Source organism: Arthrobacter sp. TJ-270 (assembly GCF_058269075.1).
In genome coordinates, this window is sequence record NZ_JBZCNB010000003.1 from 300,411 (window position 1) to 314,866 (window position 14,456).

General features: G+C 63.3%; 15 protein-coding genes. 10 read left to right on the plus strand and 5 right to left on the minus strand.

The features are described from left to right. Positions 1-276: 276 nt before the first annotated feature. The 3 genes from AC4D2M_RS08705 to AC4D2M_RS08715 all read left to right on the plus strand — a co-directional run bounded on the left by AC4D2M_RS08705 (position 277) and on the right by AC4D2M_RS08715 (position 2,958). Positions 277-1,320, plus strand: a complete 1,044-nt coding sequence (locus tag AC4D2M_RS08705) for an ROK family protein (RefSeq protein WP_490891287.1) — start codon at positions 277-279, stop codon at positions 1,318-1,320. A gap of 79 nt (positions 1,321-1,399) precedes the next feature. After that, positions 1,400-1,963, plus strand: a complete 564-nt coding sequence (gene pyrE / locus AC4D2M_RS08710; protein WP_490891288.1) for an orotate phosphoribosyltransferase — start codon at positions 1,400-1,402, stop codon at positions 1,961-1,963. After that, positions 1,963-2,958, plus strand: coding sequence for a thioesterase domain-containing protein (locus tag AC4D2M_RS08715; protein ID WP_490891289.1), 996 nt, complete (start codon positions 1,963-1,965; stop codon positions 2,956-2,958). The genes pyrE and AC4D2M_RS08715 overlap by 1 nt, the downstream gene beginning before the upstream one ends. Before the next feature lie 12 nt (positions 2,959-2,970). Here AC4D2M_RS08715 and AC4D2M_RS08720 read toward each other — a convergent pair whose 3' ends face one another. Beyond that, positions 2,971-3,750, minus strand: a complete 780-nt coding sequence (locus tag AC4D2M_RS08720; RefSeq protein ID WP_490891290.1) for an HAD-IIA family hydrolase — start codon at positions 3,748-3,750, stop codon at positions 2,971-2,973. A 64-nt stretch (positions 3,751-3,814) separates the two neighbouring features. On the opposite strand from AC4D2M_RS08720, the gene AC4D2M_RS08725 reads away from it, so the two are divergent. After that, entirely contained in the window at positions 3,815-4,462 is a 648-nt protein-coding gene (locus AC4D2M_RS08725; RefSeq protein WP_490891292.1) for a TrmH family RNA methyltransferase, read from the plus strand. On the opposite strand, the gene AC4D2M_RS08730 is transcribed toward AC4D2M_RS08725, so the two are convergent. After that, positions 4,459-4,965 carry a MarR family winged helix-turn-helix transcriptional regulator gene (locus AC4D2M_RS08730; protein ID WP_490891293.1) on the minus strand — a complete coding sequence of 169 codons (507 nt, stop codon included), beginning with the start codon at positions 4,963-4,965 and terminating at the stop codon, positions 4,459-4,461. The genes AC4D2M_RS08725 and AC4D2M_RS08730 overlap by 4 nt on opposite strands. A gap of 164 nt (positions 4,966-5,129) precedes the next feature. Between AC4D2M_RS08730 and sigK the strand changes: the two genes are divergently transcribed. Genes sigK through AC4D2M_RS08745 form a run of 3 tightly spaced genes read left to right on the plus strand, consistent with a single transcriptional unit; the run spans position 5,130 to position 7,267 of the window. Next, positions 5,130-5,729, plus strand: coding sequence for an ECF RNA polymerase sigma factor SigK (sigK, locus tag AC4D2M_RS08735; protein ID WP_490891295.1), 600 nt, complete (start codon positions 5,130-5,132; stop codon positions 5,727-5,729). Positions 5,730-5,786: 57 nt separating this feature from the next. Further along, the gene (gene fbaA / locus AC4D2M_RS08740; RefSeq protein WP_490891297.1) at positions 5,787-6,845 is read left to right on the plus strand and encodes a class II fructose-bisphosphate aldolase; all 1,059 of its coding nucleotides are present in this window, start codon (positions 5,787-5,789) and stop codon (positions 6,843-6,845) included. After that, positions 6,845-7,267, plus strand: coding sequence for a DUF3151 domain-containing protein (locus AC4D2M_RS08745; protein ID WP_490891299.1), 423 nt, complete (start codon positions 6,845-6,847; stop codon positions 7,265-7,267). Before fbaA ends, AC4D2M_RS08745 begins: the two co-directional genes overlap by 1 nt. A gap of 90 nt (positions 7,268-7,357) precedes the next feature. Here the strand turns inward: AC4D2M_RS08745 and AC4D2M_RS08750 are convergent, their stop codons facing one another. The 3 genes from AC4D2M_RS08750 to ptsP form a co-directional block, all read right to left on the minus strand. Next, a complete protein-coding gene (locus tag AC4D2M_RS08750) occupies positions 7,358-8,005 on the minus strand; it encodes a hypothetical protein (RefSeq protein ID WP_490891300.1) in 648 nt (215 codons plus the stop codon). A gap of 61 nt (positions 8,006-8,066) precedes the next feature. Further along, positions 8,067-8,282, minus strand: coding sequence for a hypothetical protein (locus AC4D2M_RS08755; protein WP_490891301.1), 216 nt, complete (start codon positions 8,280-8,282; stop codon positions 8,067-8,069). Positions 8,283-8,361: 79 nt separating this feature from the next. Next, positions 8,362-10,047, minus strand: coding sequence for a phosphoenolpyruvate--protein phosphotransferase (gene ptsP, locus AC4D2M_RS08760; protein ID WP_490891302.1), 1,686 nt, complete (start codon positions 10,045-10,047; stop codon positions 8,362-8,364). A gap of 111 nt (positions 10,048-10,158) precedes the next feature. Between ptsP and AC4D2M_RS08765 the strand changes: the two genes are divergently transcribed. From AC4D2M_RS08765 to AC4D2M_RS08775, 3 genes are read left to right on the plus strand one after another with little or no spacing between them, the layout of a single operon-like run. Then, on the plus strand, positions 10,159-10,878 hold the full coding sequence (locus tag AC4D2M_RS08765) for a TetR/AcrR family transcriptional regulator (protein WP_490891303.1): 720 nt from the start codon (positions 10,159-10,161) through the stop codon (positions 10,876-10,878). Between the two features lie 58 nt (positions 10,879-10,936). Beyond that, the gene (locus AC4D2M_RS08770; protein WP_490891304.1) at positions 10,937-12,997 is read left to right on the plus strand and encodes a PTS mannitol transporter subunit IICBA; all 2,061 of its coding nucleotides are present in this window, start codon (positions 10,937-10,939) and stop codon (positions 12,995-12,997) included. Further along, complete coding sequence (locus tag AC4D2M_RS08775) at positions 12,997-14,148, plus strand: mannitol-1-phosphate 5-dehydrogenase (protein WP_490891305.1); 1,152 nt, start codon at positions 12,997-12,999, stop codon at positions 14,146-14,148. The genes AC4D2M_RS08770 and AC4D2M_RS08775 overlap by 1 nt, the downstream gene beginning before the upstream one ends. Positions 14,149-14,456: the final 308 nt, after the last annotated feature.

A 14,456-nucleotide genomic window follows, 5' to 3' on the forward strand; every position in this document is an offset into this window, starting at 1 on the left:
GACACAGGTCGCATACTTCTGTCGAGAGTCAGGCAAAAGTCAGGCGACGAACGCCCGATAGCGACCTGCGTGACGACATGAAGTGTGGCGTGTTTTACTAAAAGCGTGCCCAAGTCAACCGCAGAATTCCCGACTCAGCGGTCCTCATCGCTGCCCGCGCCCGGGGCTAGCGAAGTATTCCAACTGTTGCGGGACGGTCAGCCACGCACTCGCGCTGAGCTTGCACTGTTGACCGGGTTGGCCCGCTCTACAGTGGCATCTCGGGTGGACTGGCTCATGCGCACCGGATTGATAGCTCCCTACGGAGGCGCAGCGTCGACCGGCGGACGGCCGCCGTCGTTGTTTGCTCTGAATCCCGGCGCCCGCGTTGTGGTCGGAGCCGACATTGGAGCTACGCATGCCATAGTCGTTCTGACAGATCTGTCCGGAAAAGAAATCGTCAGTGAGCGCGCAGAAATTACCATCTCTGATGGACCGGAAAGAGTACTCGGTTGGTTGATCGATGCTGTCGGATTGCTCCTCGACAGAGGGAAGCGGGGGCTATCTGAGTTGGCAGCAATCGGAATCGGACTTCCGGGCCCGGTTGAGCATGAGACGGGCATGCCCATCAACCCGCCCATCATGCCCGGTTGGGACCGTTTCGATGTTCCCCACTTTGTGCAGCGCAGCTTCGATGTCCCTGTTCTCGTGGACAACGACGTGAACATCATGGCTTTGGGTGAGCAGACGGGGAGCTGGCCGGAGGTGACCGACCTGATGTTCATCAAGGTCGCCACCGGAATTGGGGCGGGGATCATCTCGGGAGGACAGTTGCAGCGCGGTGCGCAAGGGACCGCCGGCGACCTCGGGCATGTGCGTGTTCCTCGGGGAGGGGAACTTCTGTGCCGATGCGGCAACACGGGCTGCCTTGAGGCGCTCGCCGGCGGGCCGGCCCTCGCCTCCGCACTGAACGAACTGACCGGAAGGGACCTCGCGAGCAGCCGTGACGTGATCGAACTGGTGAGGTCAGGAGACGCTTCTGCCATTGGGGTGATCAGGCAGGCTGGTAGGGACATCGGCGACGTTCTAGCCACCTGCGTGAACCTCATCAACCCCTCCGTCGTGGTCATTGGCGGCTCCCTGGCCCAGGCGGGGGAGCACTTGCTGGCTGGAATCCGTGAGGTGGTCTACCGCCGTTCGCTTCCTCTTGCCACTGAACACCTTCGGATTGTGCCGTCGGTGGCAGGGCAGCGGGCCGGTGTCTTGGGCGCGGCGGCGATGGCAATCTCGCATGTTCTTTCGCCTGAAGCCATCGAGGCAGCCAGTACATTCACCACCTGACTCGCCGCCCGAAGGCTTGACACCCAGCCCGACGTCGTACGTATCGGGCTACAGGACGGGGCCTACTAAACTGGATCCCATGACCGATCTCCCCACCGCCCGTGACCGACTCCGCGATCTCATTCTGGACCTGGCGGTGGTGAGGGGGAAGGTAACGCTCTCGAGCGGCAAGGAAGCTGATTACTACATCGATCTCCGCCGCGTCACCCTGCATCACGAAGCCTCAGCTCTGGTGGGTGAGGTCATGCTGGACCTGCTCGACGACGCCGGTATCACCTTCCAGTGCGCCGGTGGGCTGACAATGGGGGCCGACCCCGTCGGAACTGCGCTCATGCACGTCGCCTCACGGGATGGACGCGCTATCGACGCCTTTGTTGTCCGCAAGGCCCAGAAAACGTACGGAATGGGACGCCAAGTTGAGGGTCCCGATGTCGCCGGCCGCGACGTCGTCGTTCTCGAAGACACCTCGACTACCGGTGGGTCCGCGCTAACTGCGGTGGAGGGCGTGCGCAGGGCCGGCGGCAATGTAAAGGCAGTCGCCGTCATCGTGGACCGCGATACCGGCTCAAAGGAACGGATCGAGGCAGACGCCGGCGTCCCCTACCTCTTCGCTTACAGCAAGGATGAACTCGGTCTGGAGTAATGACCAACGATCCCGAGCGGCTACTGGAATACGCGCATGCCCTGAAGGGCATGTCGCGTCGTCGTTTCCTCACGGGATCCGCCCTTAGCCTGGCGCTGGCTACGGACCTGTTCGTCACGCGGCAGATCCAGGAAGCCCGGGAGGAACTGACTATCATTCCCGTGGCGGACGAATATGCGGACGCCACTTTCCCAAACGCTCTCTGGATCCTCTTCCCGGGATACAAGACCAGCTGGGAGGAGGGCGTGTGGATCATGAACTCGCTCCGCCCGGTTCTGAGCCGGCGGGCACGGCTGGCCGTGATGGGCTACTCCAACCTCGGCCTCGACGTCTCCACCATTGTGGGTTCCCTCCGGCGGTACATCCGCACTCAGCAGATCAAGACACTGTACTTCTACGGGCACAGTTTCGGTGGGATGGTGGCTGTCGAGGTTGCATCACGGCTGCGGGAGGTGGGCGTCGAGGTCCGCTTCATCGTGCTGGATTCCAGTCCGCATGTCCGGTTCGACGTCATCGACCAGGCCATGTTCGACGGCGTGGTCTACCTGTACGAGGCCGGTTACCGCGTCCCGACTGTGCTTCGCGGGGGGTATGAGCTGGCCGAGCGCATTGTGCACAAGAACGAGCGCACCTGGTCCCAGATTGTCGATCAGACCCTCGAGCAGCTTTCGCCGCTGGCTCCGTCCAGTGTGCTGATCCAGTCGCAGGCCTCGTATATCTTCCACTACAACGTTGCCCGGTTCAACCTGGGCAACACGAAACTGGCTTTCGTCGGCAACCCGAACGACCGCACGGTGGATTATGCCACGGCGCGGCCCGGCTGGGCGGCGGCATTTCCCGACAACATGGTCTCAGCCGACCTGATCACCGAAGGTGCACTGCCGGCACACGCCAGCCCGCAATGGAATCCGTTGATCTATCAGGCCGTGGTCCAGGAACTGCAGCAGGATTTCCTCCCGATACCGACGGGTGGAGCAACCAAGAGCTTCTACTGAAATCCGCGGCGGTCACACCTGCTCGATGAGGTCCTGTACGGAGTCCACAATCTGAGCCGGACGGAACGGGTAAGCATCTATGTCTGCGCGCTGCGTAATGCCGGTAAGGACGAGGACCGTGTGCAGCCCCGCTTCCATGCCCGCGATGATGTCGGTGTCCATGCGGTCACCCACCATGGCCGTGGTCTCCGAATGTGCGTCAATCTGGTTCATGGCCGAGCGGAACATCATGGGGTTGGGCTTGCCGACGATATAGGGTTCGCGGTTGGTGGCTGCCGTGATGAGTGCCGCTATTGCGCCGGTGGCGGGAAGCGGGCCCTCCTTGGAGGGGCCGGTGGTGTCCGGGTTGGTGGCGATGAACCGGGCGCCGTCGAGGATGAGGCGGATGGCTTTCGTGATCGCTTCGAAGGAGTAGGTGCGGGTCTCGCCGAGAACCACATAGTCCGGGTTCTGGTCGGTGAGGACAAAGCCTGCCTCATGCAGCGCCGTCGTTAGTCCGGCCTCACCGATCACGTAGGCGCGACCGCCGGGCAGCTGATCCTGCAGGAACTGGGCGGTGGCAAGCGCCGACGTCCACAGGTTCTCCTCCGGGACCTCCAGCCCGGACGCCTTGAGCCGCGCAGCGAGGTCCCGCGGTGTGTAGATCGAGTTATTCGTGAGGACGAGGAACCGGCGGGACGTGGCTACCCAGCGTTCAATCAGCTCTGCAGCTCCTGGGATGGCCTGGTTTTCATGGACGAGGACGCCATCCATATCGGTCAGCCAGCATTCGATGTGTTCGTTTTCGCGCATTCGCTTCTTCCGTGTTGAAAGGGACATAAATCCGACCTTCAGTCTTTCACCTTAGTCTTGGGGGGTGGATGAAACCGTCGAGAACACCCCGGCAGCCGTGGGCGTGGGGCCCTGGGAGGGCGTCTGGCCGTCCGGACCCCAGTGGGATCCGGAACTGCTGGCGCACGGTGATACCCGCAACGTTGTCGATGAGTACCGCTACTGGAACCACGACGCCATCGTCGCGGACCTCGATTCGAAGCGACACGACTTCCACGTTGCCATAGAGAATTGGCAGCACGACCTGAACATTGGCTCAGTGGTACGCACCGCCAATGCGTTTCTCGCGCGTGAGGTCCACATCATCGGACGACGCCGGTGGAACCGTCGCGGGGCCATGGTCACGGACCGCTACCAGCACGTACGGCACCATCCCACGGTGGAGGAATTCGTCGAGTGGGCGCAGTCGGCCGGCCTCAGGGTCATCGGTATCGACAACTTTCCAGACTCCGTTCCGCTCGAAACCTACGAGCTTCCGCGCAATTGCGTCCTGGTGTTCGGCCAGGAGGGCCCAGGTCTTACGGACGAAGTCCATGCTGCAGCCGATGCCACGCTGTCCATTGCCCAATTCGGCTCCACCCGGTCGATCAACGCGTCAGCGGCAGCTGCCATAGCCATGCACGGCTGGGTGCGGCGCCACGTCTTCGGGCAACCGGTCATTCCTCGAAGCTAGGCGCGGCGACGGCTGTCGATCGTGTCCACGGCCTCCCGCATACGGTTCAGGAAATCAACGACGACGGCGGCGTCCGCGGGCGTGAGGGTCCGGGCTACGTTCATCATCCGTTTGTGCATGTCGCCCATAGTTTCGCGAACTTCGCAGTCTGATTCGGCGGTCGCCTCCAACACCAGCGCACGGCGGTCCCTGGGGTGCGGCTTGCGCCTGACATGACCCATCCGAGCAAGCCGGTCGATCAGCGTGGTGGTCGACGCTGATGAGATACCGAGCTTCGTGGCGAGCTCCTTGGGGCTGACTTCGCGTCCGTCCCGCTGCGCCTCAAAGAGGTAACGCAGCGCCAGGAGGTCGTTCTCATTCATTCCCATTGAGGAACGGGTACGACGACGCATGGCTGTCTCGGCGGCCCGATAGTCCCGAAGCGCATTGAGAACGTCCATTCCCTCTGCTCGCTCATACCAGTACCCCGAGGGGCTGGGGGCGACTTGCGGAACGGTGCTCATGCGCAACATCGTAGCATTTTGCTAGTCGGCCTTGCGGGATGGTCAGCTTGTATATAGGTTCTCTAGTGAGAAGACTATCGAATTACTAGGATGCCTAGTAACTGTACGGAGGTGCCCAGGATGTCGCTCATCGGTCCCGACGAGGTGCGGTTATTGGTCTCGCAATGACATTCCCCGGGGAAGCGCCGTCTGTCCGGCGGTCAACCGAGCCGGACCTCGCCTACCTGTTGACCCGGGTGGGACTCGGCGATGAGCAGTCCTTTGCTTCTCTTTACCGTCTCACCAGCGCGCGGGTATTCGGCCTGGTCCGCAGGATCGTCGTCGACCCGACCATTTCCGAGGAGGTGACCCAGGAGGTTTTCCTCCAGGTCTGGAATAAGGCCGGTGAATTCTCTTCCGATCTTGGCTCGCCTTTTGCCTGGCTCATGACTCTCGCGCACCGGCGCGCGGTTGACAGGATCCGCTCCGAACAGGCACATCGCGACAGGCTGGACCGCTGGTCCTCCACGGAAGTCCTCACCCCGTTCGATGAGGTCACCGAGTCGGTCATTGCGTGGGACGAATCGCTCGCGGTGAGGACGGCGCTCGCCGCACTGACCGAGAAGCAGCGGCAGGCAATTGAGATGGCTTATTACAAGGGGCTTACCTATGCTCAGGTCGCTGAGGCGCTTGAAGCCCCGCTTGGAACGGTGAAGGCCCGTATCAGGGACGGGCTCGGGCGGCTGAGGAGCGCGCTCGAACCGGATTCCTCCTTGGTGTCGTAAGGTTTCCACGCATTTACCGCCCTCGTTAGGATGGGACGGAAGTGAGGTGCATGTCCCATGAGCCTCAAGTCGCCCAAAACCATACGAGGAGTTGCCATGCCCATCGCCACACCGGACATTTACGCCGAGATGATTGACCGCGCGAAGGCAGGCGGCTTCGCCTACCCCGCGGTGAACGTTACGTCTTCCCAGACCCTGAACGCGGCTATCCGTGGTTTCGCCGAGGCAGGATCCGATGGCATCGTGCAGGTTTCCACCGGCGGTGCGGCCTACTGGTCCGGAGCCTCCGTCAAGGACATGGTTGCCGGTTCCCTCGGGTTCGCAGCGTTCGCGAAGGAGGTCGCGAAGAGCTATGACGTGAACATCGCCCTGCACACCGATCACTGCCCGAAGGACAAGCTCGACGACTTCGTGCTGCCGTTGCTGGCTGCATCCGAGGAAGCCGTCAAGCGCGGCGAGGACCCCCTGTTTCAGTCGCACATGTGGGACGGCTCCGCGGAAACCCTCGAGGAGAACCTGCGGATCGCCAAGGAGATCCTGCCCCGCGCCGCGGCGGCGAAGATCATCCTCGAAGTTGAGATCGGCACCGTCGGCGGTGAGGAAGACGGCGTCGAAAACGCCATCAACGACAAGCTTTACACCACGGTCGAGGACGCGATGGCAACCATCGACGCTCTCGGCGCCGGAGAGAACGGCCGCTACATCACTGCGCTCACGTTCGGAAACGTGCACGGCGTCTACAAGCCCGGTGGCGTGAAGCTGCGCCCCGAGATCCTCAAGGAAATCCAGGAGCAGGTGGGCCAGAAGATCGGCAAGGATAACCCGTTTGACCTCGTGTTCCACGGTGGTTCCGGCTCCTCTGACCAGGAGATCGCGGACGCCGTTTCCTACGGCGTGATCAAGATGAATATCGACACCGACACGCAGTACGCGTTCACCCGCCCGGTAGCGGACCACATGTTCAAGAACTACGACGGCGTCCTCAAGGTCGACGGCGAGGTAGGCAACAAGAAGACCTACGACCCCCGCGTGTGGGGCGCTTCCGCAGAAGCCGGCCTGGCTGCCCGCGTTGTCGAGGCTGCCAAGTCCCTCGGTTCAGCCGGCAAGAAACTCTGATGTCCGACGAGTTCCGTAGGAACCTCCTCGGCCCCGAGCCCACTCTTCTGCCCGAGGAACCCGATGTGGTGTCGCGGTTGGCGGCCGGGGAGGAGGCTGTCGATCTGGCGGCCAAGCACCCGACGTCGTCGTTGGTGTGGGCAATTCTCGCCGACGAGGCGTACCGCGAAGGCCGGACCATCGAGTCCTACGCCTACGCGCGCACCGGCTACCATCGTGGACTGGACTCCCTTCGGCGCAATGGGTGGCGTGGTGCCGGTCCGGTGCCGTACTCACACGAACCCAACCGTGGGTTCCTGCGGGCGTTGAACGCGCTCGGCCGTGCTGCTGCCTCCATCGGAGAGATCGAGGAAGCGGAACGCATCGCCAAATTGCTGCGTGAATCGGATCCCGAGGCAAGCGAAAAGCTCGCCGGAACCTGACCATTCGGCAGTAATGACTGAGGGCCGCTCTCCCGCGGGAGAGCGGCCCTCAGGCGCTGTACTGTTTCTCGATGGTTCTTTAGCGATGATCTAGAGGAGGTCGCCCGCCGTGTCGCGGGAGGGCGATTCGGTCAGCGGAAGCACCGTCGTCGTCACGTCTACAACCTGCGGCTTCTTCGGTACGGAACTGAACCCGAAACGTACCCGCGGACGCACATTGGTCAGCACGCCGAGCGGATCGCCCGCCCACGACGCCGTTGCGGACGTAATCAGCCGGGAACCGGTGACGCCGTAGTACTGCCGGCGGCCGTCCTTCGTGGTGCCTGCGGTGCGCACACCGGGCATGAGCACCCTGGCGATCGGGTTGATCGCGGTGAGCCAGCGCGGATGTGTTCCGATTGACCGGGGAACGAGGCCGAGCACACGCCCGACCGTGGTCATCTCGCCCAGGTCCGCCCGGACCTTCAGGGGTCCGGCGTCAAGAGCGAGCGAGTCTTCACCCAGGCTGACGGTCAGGGGAACCGTGCGCACAATATCGAAGGAATAGGCTCCGGCAACGTAGTCCGCAACGGATTGCGTCGGCGCCAGCAGCGTTCGCGTACCTTCCGCGCTCTGCACCATGACGTCGGTGAATGCGCCCAGGGGGGAGCTGGCCCACATGCCTATCACGATGCGCACCCCTGATGTGGTGCCCAGGCTCGCGATATGTCCTACGAATTGTTCGGTCTCGGCGCTCATGGTTTCCATTATGTACGGTGCGCCCGTCCGCGCCACTGGAGCGTCGAGCGCACCGGCGCCGTTAACCCTCGCGTTGTTCGTCTTCCTCGTTGACGGGGCGGTCGTCATCCGCACTGTCCGTTGCGGCGCCCGACGGCGTCGCCCCGCCCTCGCCGGTCCAGTCGCCCTGGTTGCTGGCGTCAGCGGCGGGATCGGACTGGACGTCCGGGTCAACGGGCGGCTTGCCCGGCAGGTCCTCGTTGATTTCCTGCGGCTCGTCCGACGTGCTTTCGCTCATGGTCTCTCCTCACGCTCGCAATAACTGACATCTGAGTCCTACGCCCCGGCGACAGCCGGCGTCAAGGCGCTCGACAGCGTCAGAGCCCCAGCTCGTCCAGTACGGGAAGCTTCTCGCGGACCAGATTACGTGCGTCCTCGGCGGTGCGCGCGGTGAGCGCGAGCCGCGCCAGTTCCTGCGCCTGCTCCAATGTCACGGTCTTGAGAACGGCCGCGACGGCAGCCAGAGACCGCGCTGTCATGGACAGCGTGGTGACACCCAGGCCCACAAGTACGACGGCGAGGGCAGGATCCGCTGCGGCCTCACCGCACACGCCCACCGGCTTGCCGTTGCCTTCCGTGCCGGCGCCTTCCACGGAGAGGCGCACGAGGCGTAGCACCGCCGGTTGCCAAGGAGTGTTGAGGGCGGCCAGCGGCCCCAGTTGGCGGTCGGCGGCCATGGCGTACTGCGTGAGGTCATTGGTCCCAAGGCTCGCGAAGGACACCTCCTGCAGGATCGCATCGGCGGTCAGGGCGGCGGAGGGCACTTCCACCATGACCCCCGGCGTCTTCAGCCCGGCCTCGGCACACATGGAGGCGAACTTCGCGGCCTCGTCCGCCGTCGAGATCATCGGCGCCATTACCCAGACGTCCGCCTCCGACTGCTGTGCGGCACGGGCGATGGCCTCAAGTTGGCGACCGAGAACACCGGGAGACGTGAGGTCTGTGCGGTAGCCCCGGACGCCGAGGGCAGGGTTGGGCTCGGTTGCGTCGGTCAGGAAGGGAAGCGGCTTGTCCGCTCCGGCGTCGAGCGTCCGGAGGACCACCTTCTTGCCGGGGAAGGCGTCGAACACTCCCTGGTAGGCAGCGGCCTGCTCCTCCACCGTCGGCTCGCTGTCACGCTCGAGGAAGCAGAACTCGGTCCGGAAGAGGCCGACTCCTTCGGCTCCGAGCCCGGCGGCCGCTACCGCGTCCTTCGCTCCGCCTACGTTGGCGAGGAGAGGGACCAAGTGGCCGTCCGCCGTCGTGCCCTGGCCCTCGAAGTCGGCCAGGAGCGAGGCTGTCTCGCTCCACGCAACCGCGGCAGCGCGTTCCGTGTCGCCCGGTTCTACGACGACAGTTCCGGCTGCACCGTCGACGTACACCTCGGCGCCGTCGGGTAGTTCGTCGATGCCGGCCGCAGCCACCACGGCAGGGAGACCGAGGGAACGGGCGATGATGGCAGTGTGCGACTGGGGGCCGCCGCCAGAGGTCACGAGGGCAAGCACGGTGGCCGGGTCAAGCGTTGCGGTGTCCGCCGGGGCGAGGTCCTCCGCGACGAGGATGAACGGCGTGTTGGAGGCCGGGATTCCGGGTGCTGCCTGTCCGCGGAGCTCAGCAACAATGCGGGCGCGGACGTCAAGCACGTCCGTAGCGCGTTCAGCCATGTATCCGCCGAGGTTGTGGAGCATCTCGGAGACCGAGGCAGCGGACTCCCAGACGGCACGTTGGTTGGACGTACCCCTCGCGATCAGTTTCGCGGCACCCTTCAGGAGCATGGTGTCCTTGGCCATCAGCGCCGTGGCCTCAAGAACCGCTTTGCCGTCGCCGGAGGCGCGCTCTGCGCGTGCCTTCAGTTTGTCGTGGACCGCCGTGGCGGCCTGTTTCAGCTCGGCGGTTGCCTCCTCGGCCTCTACGCCGGCGGGCAGCTGCTCGCCGGTCGGAGGTTCACTGACGGGTTTGGGCATCTGACGGATCGGTCCGATCACTCGGCCTGGGCTTACGCCTACTCCTTGGAAGTTCTGCACTGAAGGTCCTCATTTCCTGCCGATGTCCGTCACCGCGTAAGAATTTACTCTAGCGAAATTAGTCTGTGACGCAGTTCATATAGCGTTGCTATAGGTGCTAGGCTAGCGGCCATGAGTTTCGAAGGCCAGCCACCGGCGAAGATGAGACTGCTGCGTGCAGCCGCAGAACTGCTGGCCAACTCCGCTGGAGCTCCCATCTCCACTCGCCAGATCACCCAGCTGGCGGCGGTAAGCGCGCCCACCCTGTACCACCACTTCGGTGACAAGGAAGGCCTGTTTGATGCGGTGATTTCAGCTGGGTTCGAAGAGTACGTGGCGGGCGAGCGGGATTTCGCTCCGTCCGGTCAGCCGCTGGAGGACATCCGGCGGATGTGGGACAACCACGTGCAATTCGGACTCAACCAGCCGGAGCTCTACCTGGTGATGTTCGGTAACCTCCGTCCGGAAAGCCGCCCCGCCATCGTCGCTGATGCCGAGGCGCTCATGGAAGAGATGCTGAACAAGGCGGCTGCTGCCGGCCAGCTAAGCGTTCAGCCGCGGGAGGCGGCCAGGAGCATCCTGGCGGCCAACGTGGGAGTGACGCTCATGCTGATCGCAGAAGCTGTCGCTGACCGGAACCTCGACCTCTCCACCATGACCCGGGACGCCATGATTTTCGCGGTGTCCTCGGACCAGGCGGACCAGAATGAAGCCGAGTCGTCCGGAAAATCGTCGGTCGTGGTGGCCGCGATTGCGCTAAATGCTGCACTGCAGGCTTCGCATTCCGATCAGCTGTCCAGTTCCGAACTAAAGCTCTTCCTTGAATGGCTCCATCGCATATCCACCAGTTAGTCCTCCACATCTATCGGACCATCCTGCGCTGAAGCGGGACTCACGGTTAGGAAATCACATGGCAACAGAGACAGTTGCAAAGCCCCGAGGCGGTATGAGGGTCGGCGTCCAGAAGTTCGGGACGTTCCTGTCCGGCATGATCATGCCCAACATCGGTGCATTTATTGCGTGGGGCCTCATTACCGCGCTGTTCATCGAAGCGGGTTGGCTGCCGGTACCTGAACTCGGCGGCTTCGGCACGGATGCGGAAGGCAACCCGAACACCGGGCTTGTCGGCCCCATGATCACCTACCTGTTGCCGCTTCTCATTGCCTACACCGGCGGGCGGATGGTCTACGACGTCCGGGGCGGCGTCGTTGGCGCGATCGGCACCATGGGCGTGATTGTGGGTGCCGGTATTCCCATGTTCATCGGTGCCATGATCATGGGTCCGCTCGGTGGCTGGACTATGAAAAAGATCGACAGCATCTGGGACGGCAAAATCAAGCCGGGCTTCGAAATGCTGGTCAACAATTTCTCCGCCGGCATCTGGGGTGGATTGCTCGCACTGATCGGTTTCTACGGTATCTCCCCGCTGGTTGAGGCATTCAGCACGGCGGCCGGCAACGTTGTACAGTTCCTGGTGAACAACGGGCTTCTGCCGCTCACCAGCATCTTCATTGAGCCTGCCAAGGTCCTCTTCCTGAATAATGCCATCAACCACGGCGTACTTACGCCGCTGGGTGTCCAGCAGTCGCTCGAGGACGGCAAGTCGATCCTCTTCCTCCTCGAAGCCAACCCCGGACCCGGTCTGGGCATCCTCCTGGCGTACATGTTCTTCGGTCGCGGTGCTGCCAAGGCATCCGCACCCGGAGCCGTGATCATTCACTTCCTCGGTGGTATCCACGAGATCTACTTCCCCTACGTGCTGATGCGCCCGCTGCTGATCCTGGCAGCGATCGCCGGCGGCATGACGGGCGTTGCAACGCTTGCCATCACCAATTCAGGCCTCGTAGCACCGGCGGCGCCGGGTTCGATCTTCGCCGTGCTCGTACAGACCGCCCGAGACAGCTACTTCGGTGTGATTCTTTCGGTGATCCTTGCGGCAGCGGTGTCCTTCCTGGTGGCATCGATAATCCTGAAGACCGCAAAGCGGAAAGACATCGACGACGCGGATGACCTCGCCGCTGCCACCACCCGGATGGAATCCATGAAGGGCAAGAAGAGCTCGGTTTCCTCCGCACTCACCGGCGCCGGCGCCGTAGCTGTCATGTCCGGGCCCATCCAGAACATCGTCTTCGCCTGCGACGCGGGTATGGGCTCCAGCGCGATGGGCGCATCTGTTCTGCGAAACAAGATCAAGGCCGCCGGTTACCCTGACGTCAAGGTGACCAACGCCTCCATCGCAAACCTTCGTGATGACTACGACGTTGTCATCACACACCAGGACCTGACGGAGCGGGCCCAGCCCGCAACCGCCAGCGCCGTGCACGTCTCGGTGGACAACTTCATGAACAGCCCGAAGTATGACGAGATCGTGGAACTGGTCAAGGAAAGCCGCACCGGTAACTCGGAGGGTTCTGGCGACGCACCGCCTGCCGCCGGGACGCCGGGAGGCGCGGACGCGTCCAACGCCGACGCAGTTGCCCGGACCGGTGGTGCCCACGCCGCGGGAGCTCACGCCGCAGAAGCGGTGAGCGAGTCGCCGTCGGACGTGCTGGTAGCCGAGAGCGTTGTGCTCAGCGGTACGGCCACAAACCGTGACGCAGCCATCGACGAGGCAGGACAGTTGCTGCTGGCCCGAGGGGCGGTCGATGAGGGCTATATTCAGGCGATGCATGAGCGCGAGGAGTCAGTCTCCACCTACATGGGAAGCTTCCTCGCGATACCGCACGGCACCAACGCGGCCAAGGACCACATCCGCAAGTCCGCTGTGTCCGTCGTCCGTTACCCCGACGGTCTCGACTGGAATGGCAAGGAAGTCAAGTTCGTGGTCGGCGTCGCCGGCGTGAACAACGAGCACCTGCACATCCTGTCCTCCATCGCGAAGGTGTTCACCGACAAGGCGCAGGTAGCTCAGTTGGAGGCTGCAACGTCGTCCGAAGAAATCCTCGAAATCTTCCGAAAGGTCAACGCATAGTGAAAGCAGTTCACTTCGGAGCAGGGAACATTGGGCGCGGCTTTGTTGGGCTGCTCCTCCACCAGGCGGGCTACGAGGTGGTGTTCGCGGACGTCGCGGACGCCCTGATCAGCGAGTTGGCAGGCGCGGAGAGTTACCGCGTCCACGAGGTGGGCGAGCAACCGGCGGAGCATACGGTCGACAACTTCCGGGCGGTGAACTCGAACACCGAGGAGAACCGGCTGGTTGAGGAGATCGCCACCGCGGACATCGTCACCACAGCGGTAGGGCCGCACATCCTGAAGTTCGTGGCTCCAGTGATCGCCAAGGGGATAGCGGCGCGGGCTGGTGATTCCGCGCCGCTGCAGGTCATGGCGTGCGAGAACGCGATCGATGCGACCGACATCCTGCGCGAATCGATCGAAGCTTCCTGGGACGAGTCGAAAGGCAGCCTTGCCGATCGAGCGGTCTTTGCGAACACTGCGGTGGACCGCATCGTCCCGAACCAGGAGCCCGGCCAGGGCCTCGACGTGACGGTGGAGACCTTCTACGAATGGGTTATCGACCGTACTCCGTTCGGGGATAACCCGCCGGCTATTCCGGGAGCGATGTTCGTGGACCGGTTGGGTCCGTACATTGAACGGAAGCTGTTCACCGTGAATACCGGTCATGCGTCCGCGGCCTACTTCGGATACAAGGCTGGACTCGAGAAGATCTCGGAGGCGATGGCCGATCAGGAAGTCGCCGGTAACGTCCGTGCAGTTCTCGGGGAAACCAAACAGCTCCTGGTGGACAAACACGGCTTCGACGCCGAAGAGCAGGAAGCGTACGTCCAAAAAATCCTCGGGCGTTTCACCAACCCGCATCTGCCGGACACCGTCAACCGGGTGGGCCGCGCGCCCCTGCGCAAGCTCAGCCGGAACGAACGGTTCATCGGACCGGCCGCTGAGCTCGCTGAGCGCGGAACCACGCCGGATGCGCTGTTGAAGGCGATTGCGGTGGCGTTACGGTTCGACGATTCTGAGGACGCCGAGGCGGTGGAACTGGGGCGGCTCCTCGCATCCTCGGACGCCGATGAGGCAACAGAGCGCATCACCGGGCTGGACCAGGACCATCCGCTGTTCCCGGCCATCCGGAAGCTGGTGGAAGAGCGACAGGCTGCTTCCGTCTGACGCCGGCTAAGCTGCAGCATGCCGCGGCGCCGTACTCTCCCAGGGGTGCGGCGCCGTCGTCGTTGGGCGCGTGCAGGTCCAATTTAGGGGTTGACACCGCGAGTTCAATGGTGCGTCACTATACTGCTGGATACGAGCCGTTGGTCACGGCACAGACGGGCGGGGACCGGATGAAGAAAGCACACCAAGCAGTCATCATCGAAAACGACGCGGAAGTCCGCGCGCTCATTGCTGTCGCCCTCACCCAATGACGAACAAGGATCACCACCCAGCCGAACCCATCCAACCAGTGCGCGGATCCGAACATA

Coding starts and splice junctions, on each gene's coding strand:
- sigK (WP_490891295.1), top strand. CDS start 5,130: ATGACATTCCCCGGGGAAGCGCCGTCTGTCCGGCGGTCAACCGAGCCG.
- AC4D2M_RS08715 (WP_490891289.1), top strand. CDS start 1,963: ATGACCAACGATCCCGAGCGGCTACTGGAATACGCGCATGCCCTGAAG.
- AC4D2M_RS08705 (WP_490891287.1), top strand. CDS start 277: ATGCGCACCGGATTGATAGCTCCCTACGGAGGCGCAGCGTCGACCGGC.
- AC4D2M_RS08730 (WP_490891293.1), bottom strand. CDS start 4,965: ATGAGCACCGTTCCGCAAGTCGCCCCCAGCCCCTCGGGGTACTGGTAT.
- AC4D2M_RS08720 (WP_490891290.1), bottom strand. CDS start 3,750: ATGCGCGAAAACGAACACATCGAATGCTGGCTGACCGATATGGATGGC.
- AC4D2M_RS08755 (WP_490891301.1), bottom strand. CDS start 8,282: ATGAGCGAAAGCACGTCGGACGAGCCGCAGGAAATCAACGAGGACCTG.
- pyrE (WP_490891288.1), top strand. CDS start 1,400: ATGACCGATCTCCCCACCGCCCGTGACCGACTCCGCGATCTCATTCTG.
- AC4D2M_RS08765 (WP_490891303.1), top strand. CDS start 10,159: ATGAGTTTCGAAGGCCAGCCACCGGCGAAGATGAGACTGCTGCGTGCA.
- fbaA (WP_490891297.1), top strand. CDS start 5,787: ATGAGCCTCAAGTCGCCCAAAACCATACGAGGAGTTGCCATGCCCATC.
- AC4D2M_RS08770 (WP_490891304.1), top strand. CDS start 10,937: ATGGCAACAGAGACAGTTGCAAAGCCCCGAGGCGGTATGAGGGTCGGC.
- AC4D2M_RS08745 (WP_490891299.1), top strand. CDS start 6,845: ATGTCCGACGAGTTCCGTAGGAACCTCCTCGGCCCCGAGCCCACTCTT.
- AC4D2M_RS08750 (WP_490891300.1), bottom strand. CDS start 8,005: ATGAGCGCCGAGACCGAACAATTCGTAGGACATATCGCGAGCCTGGGC.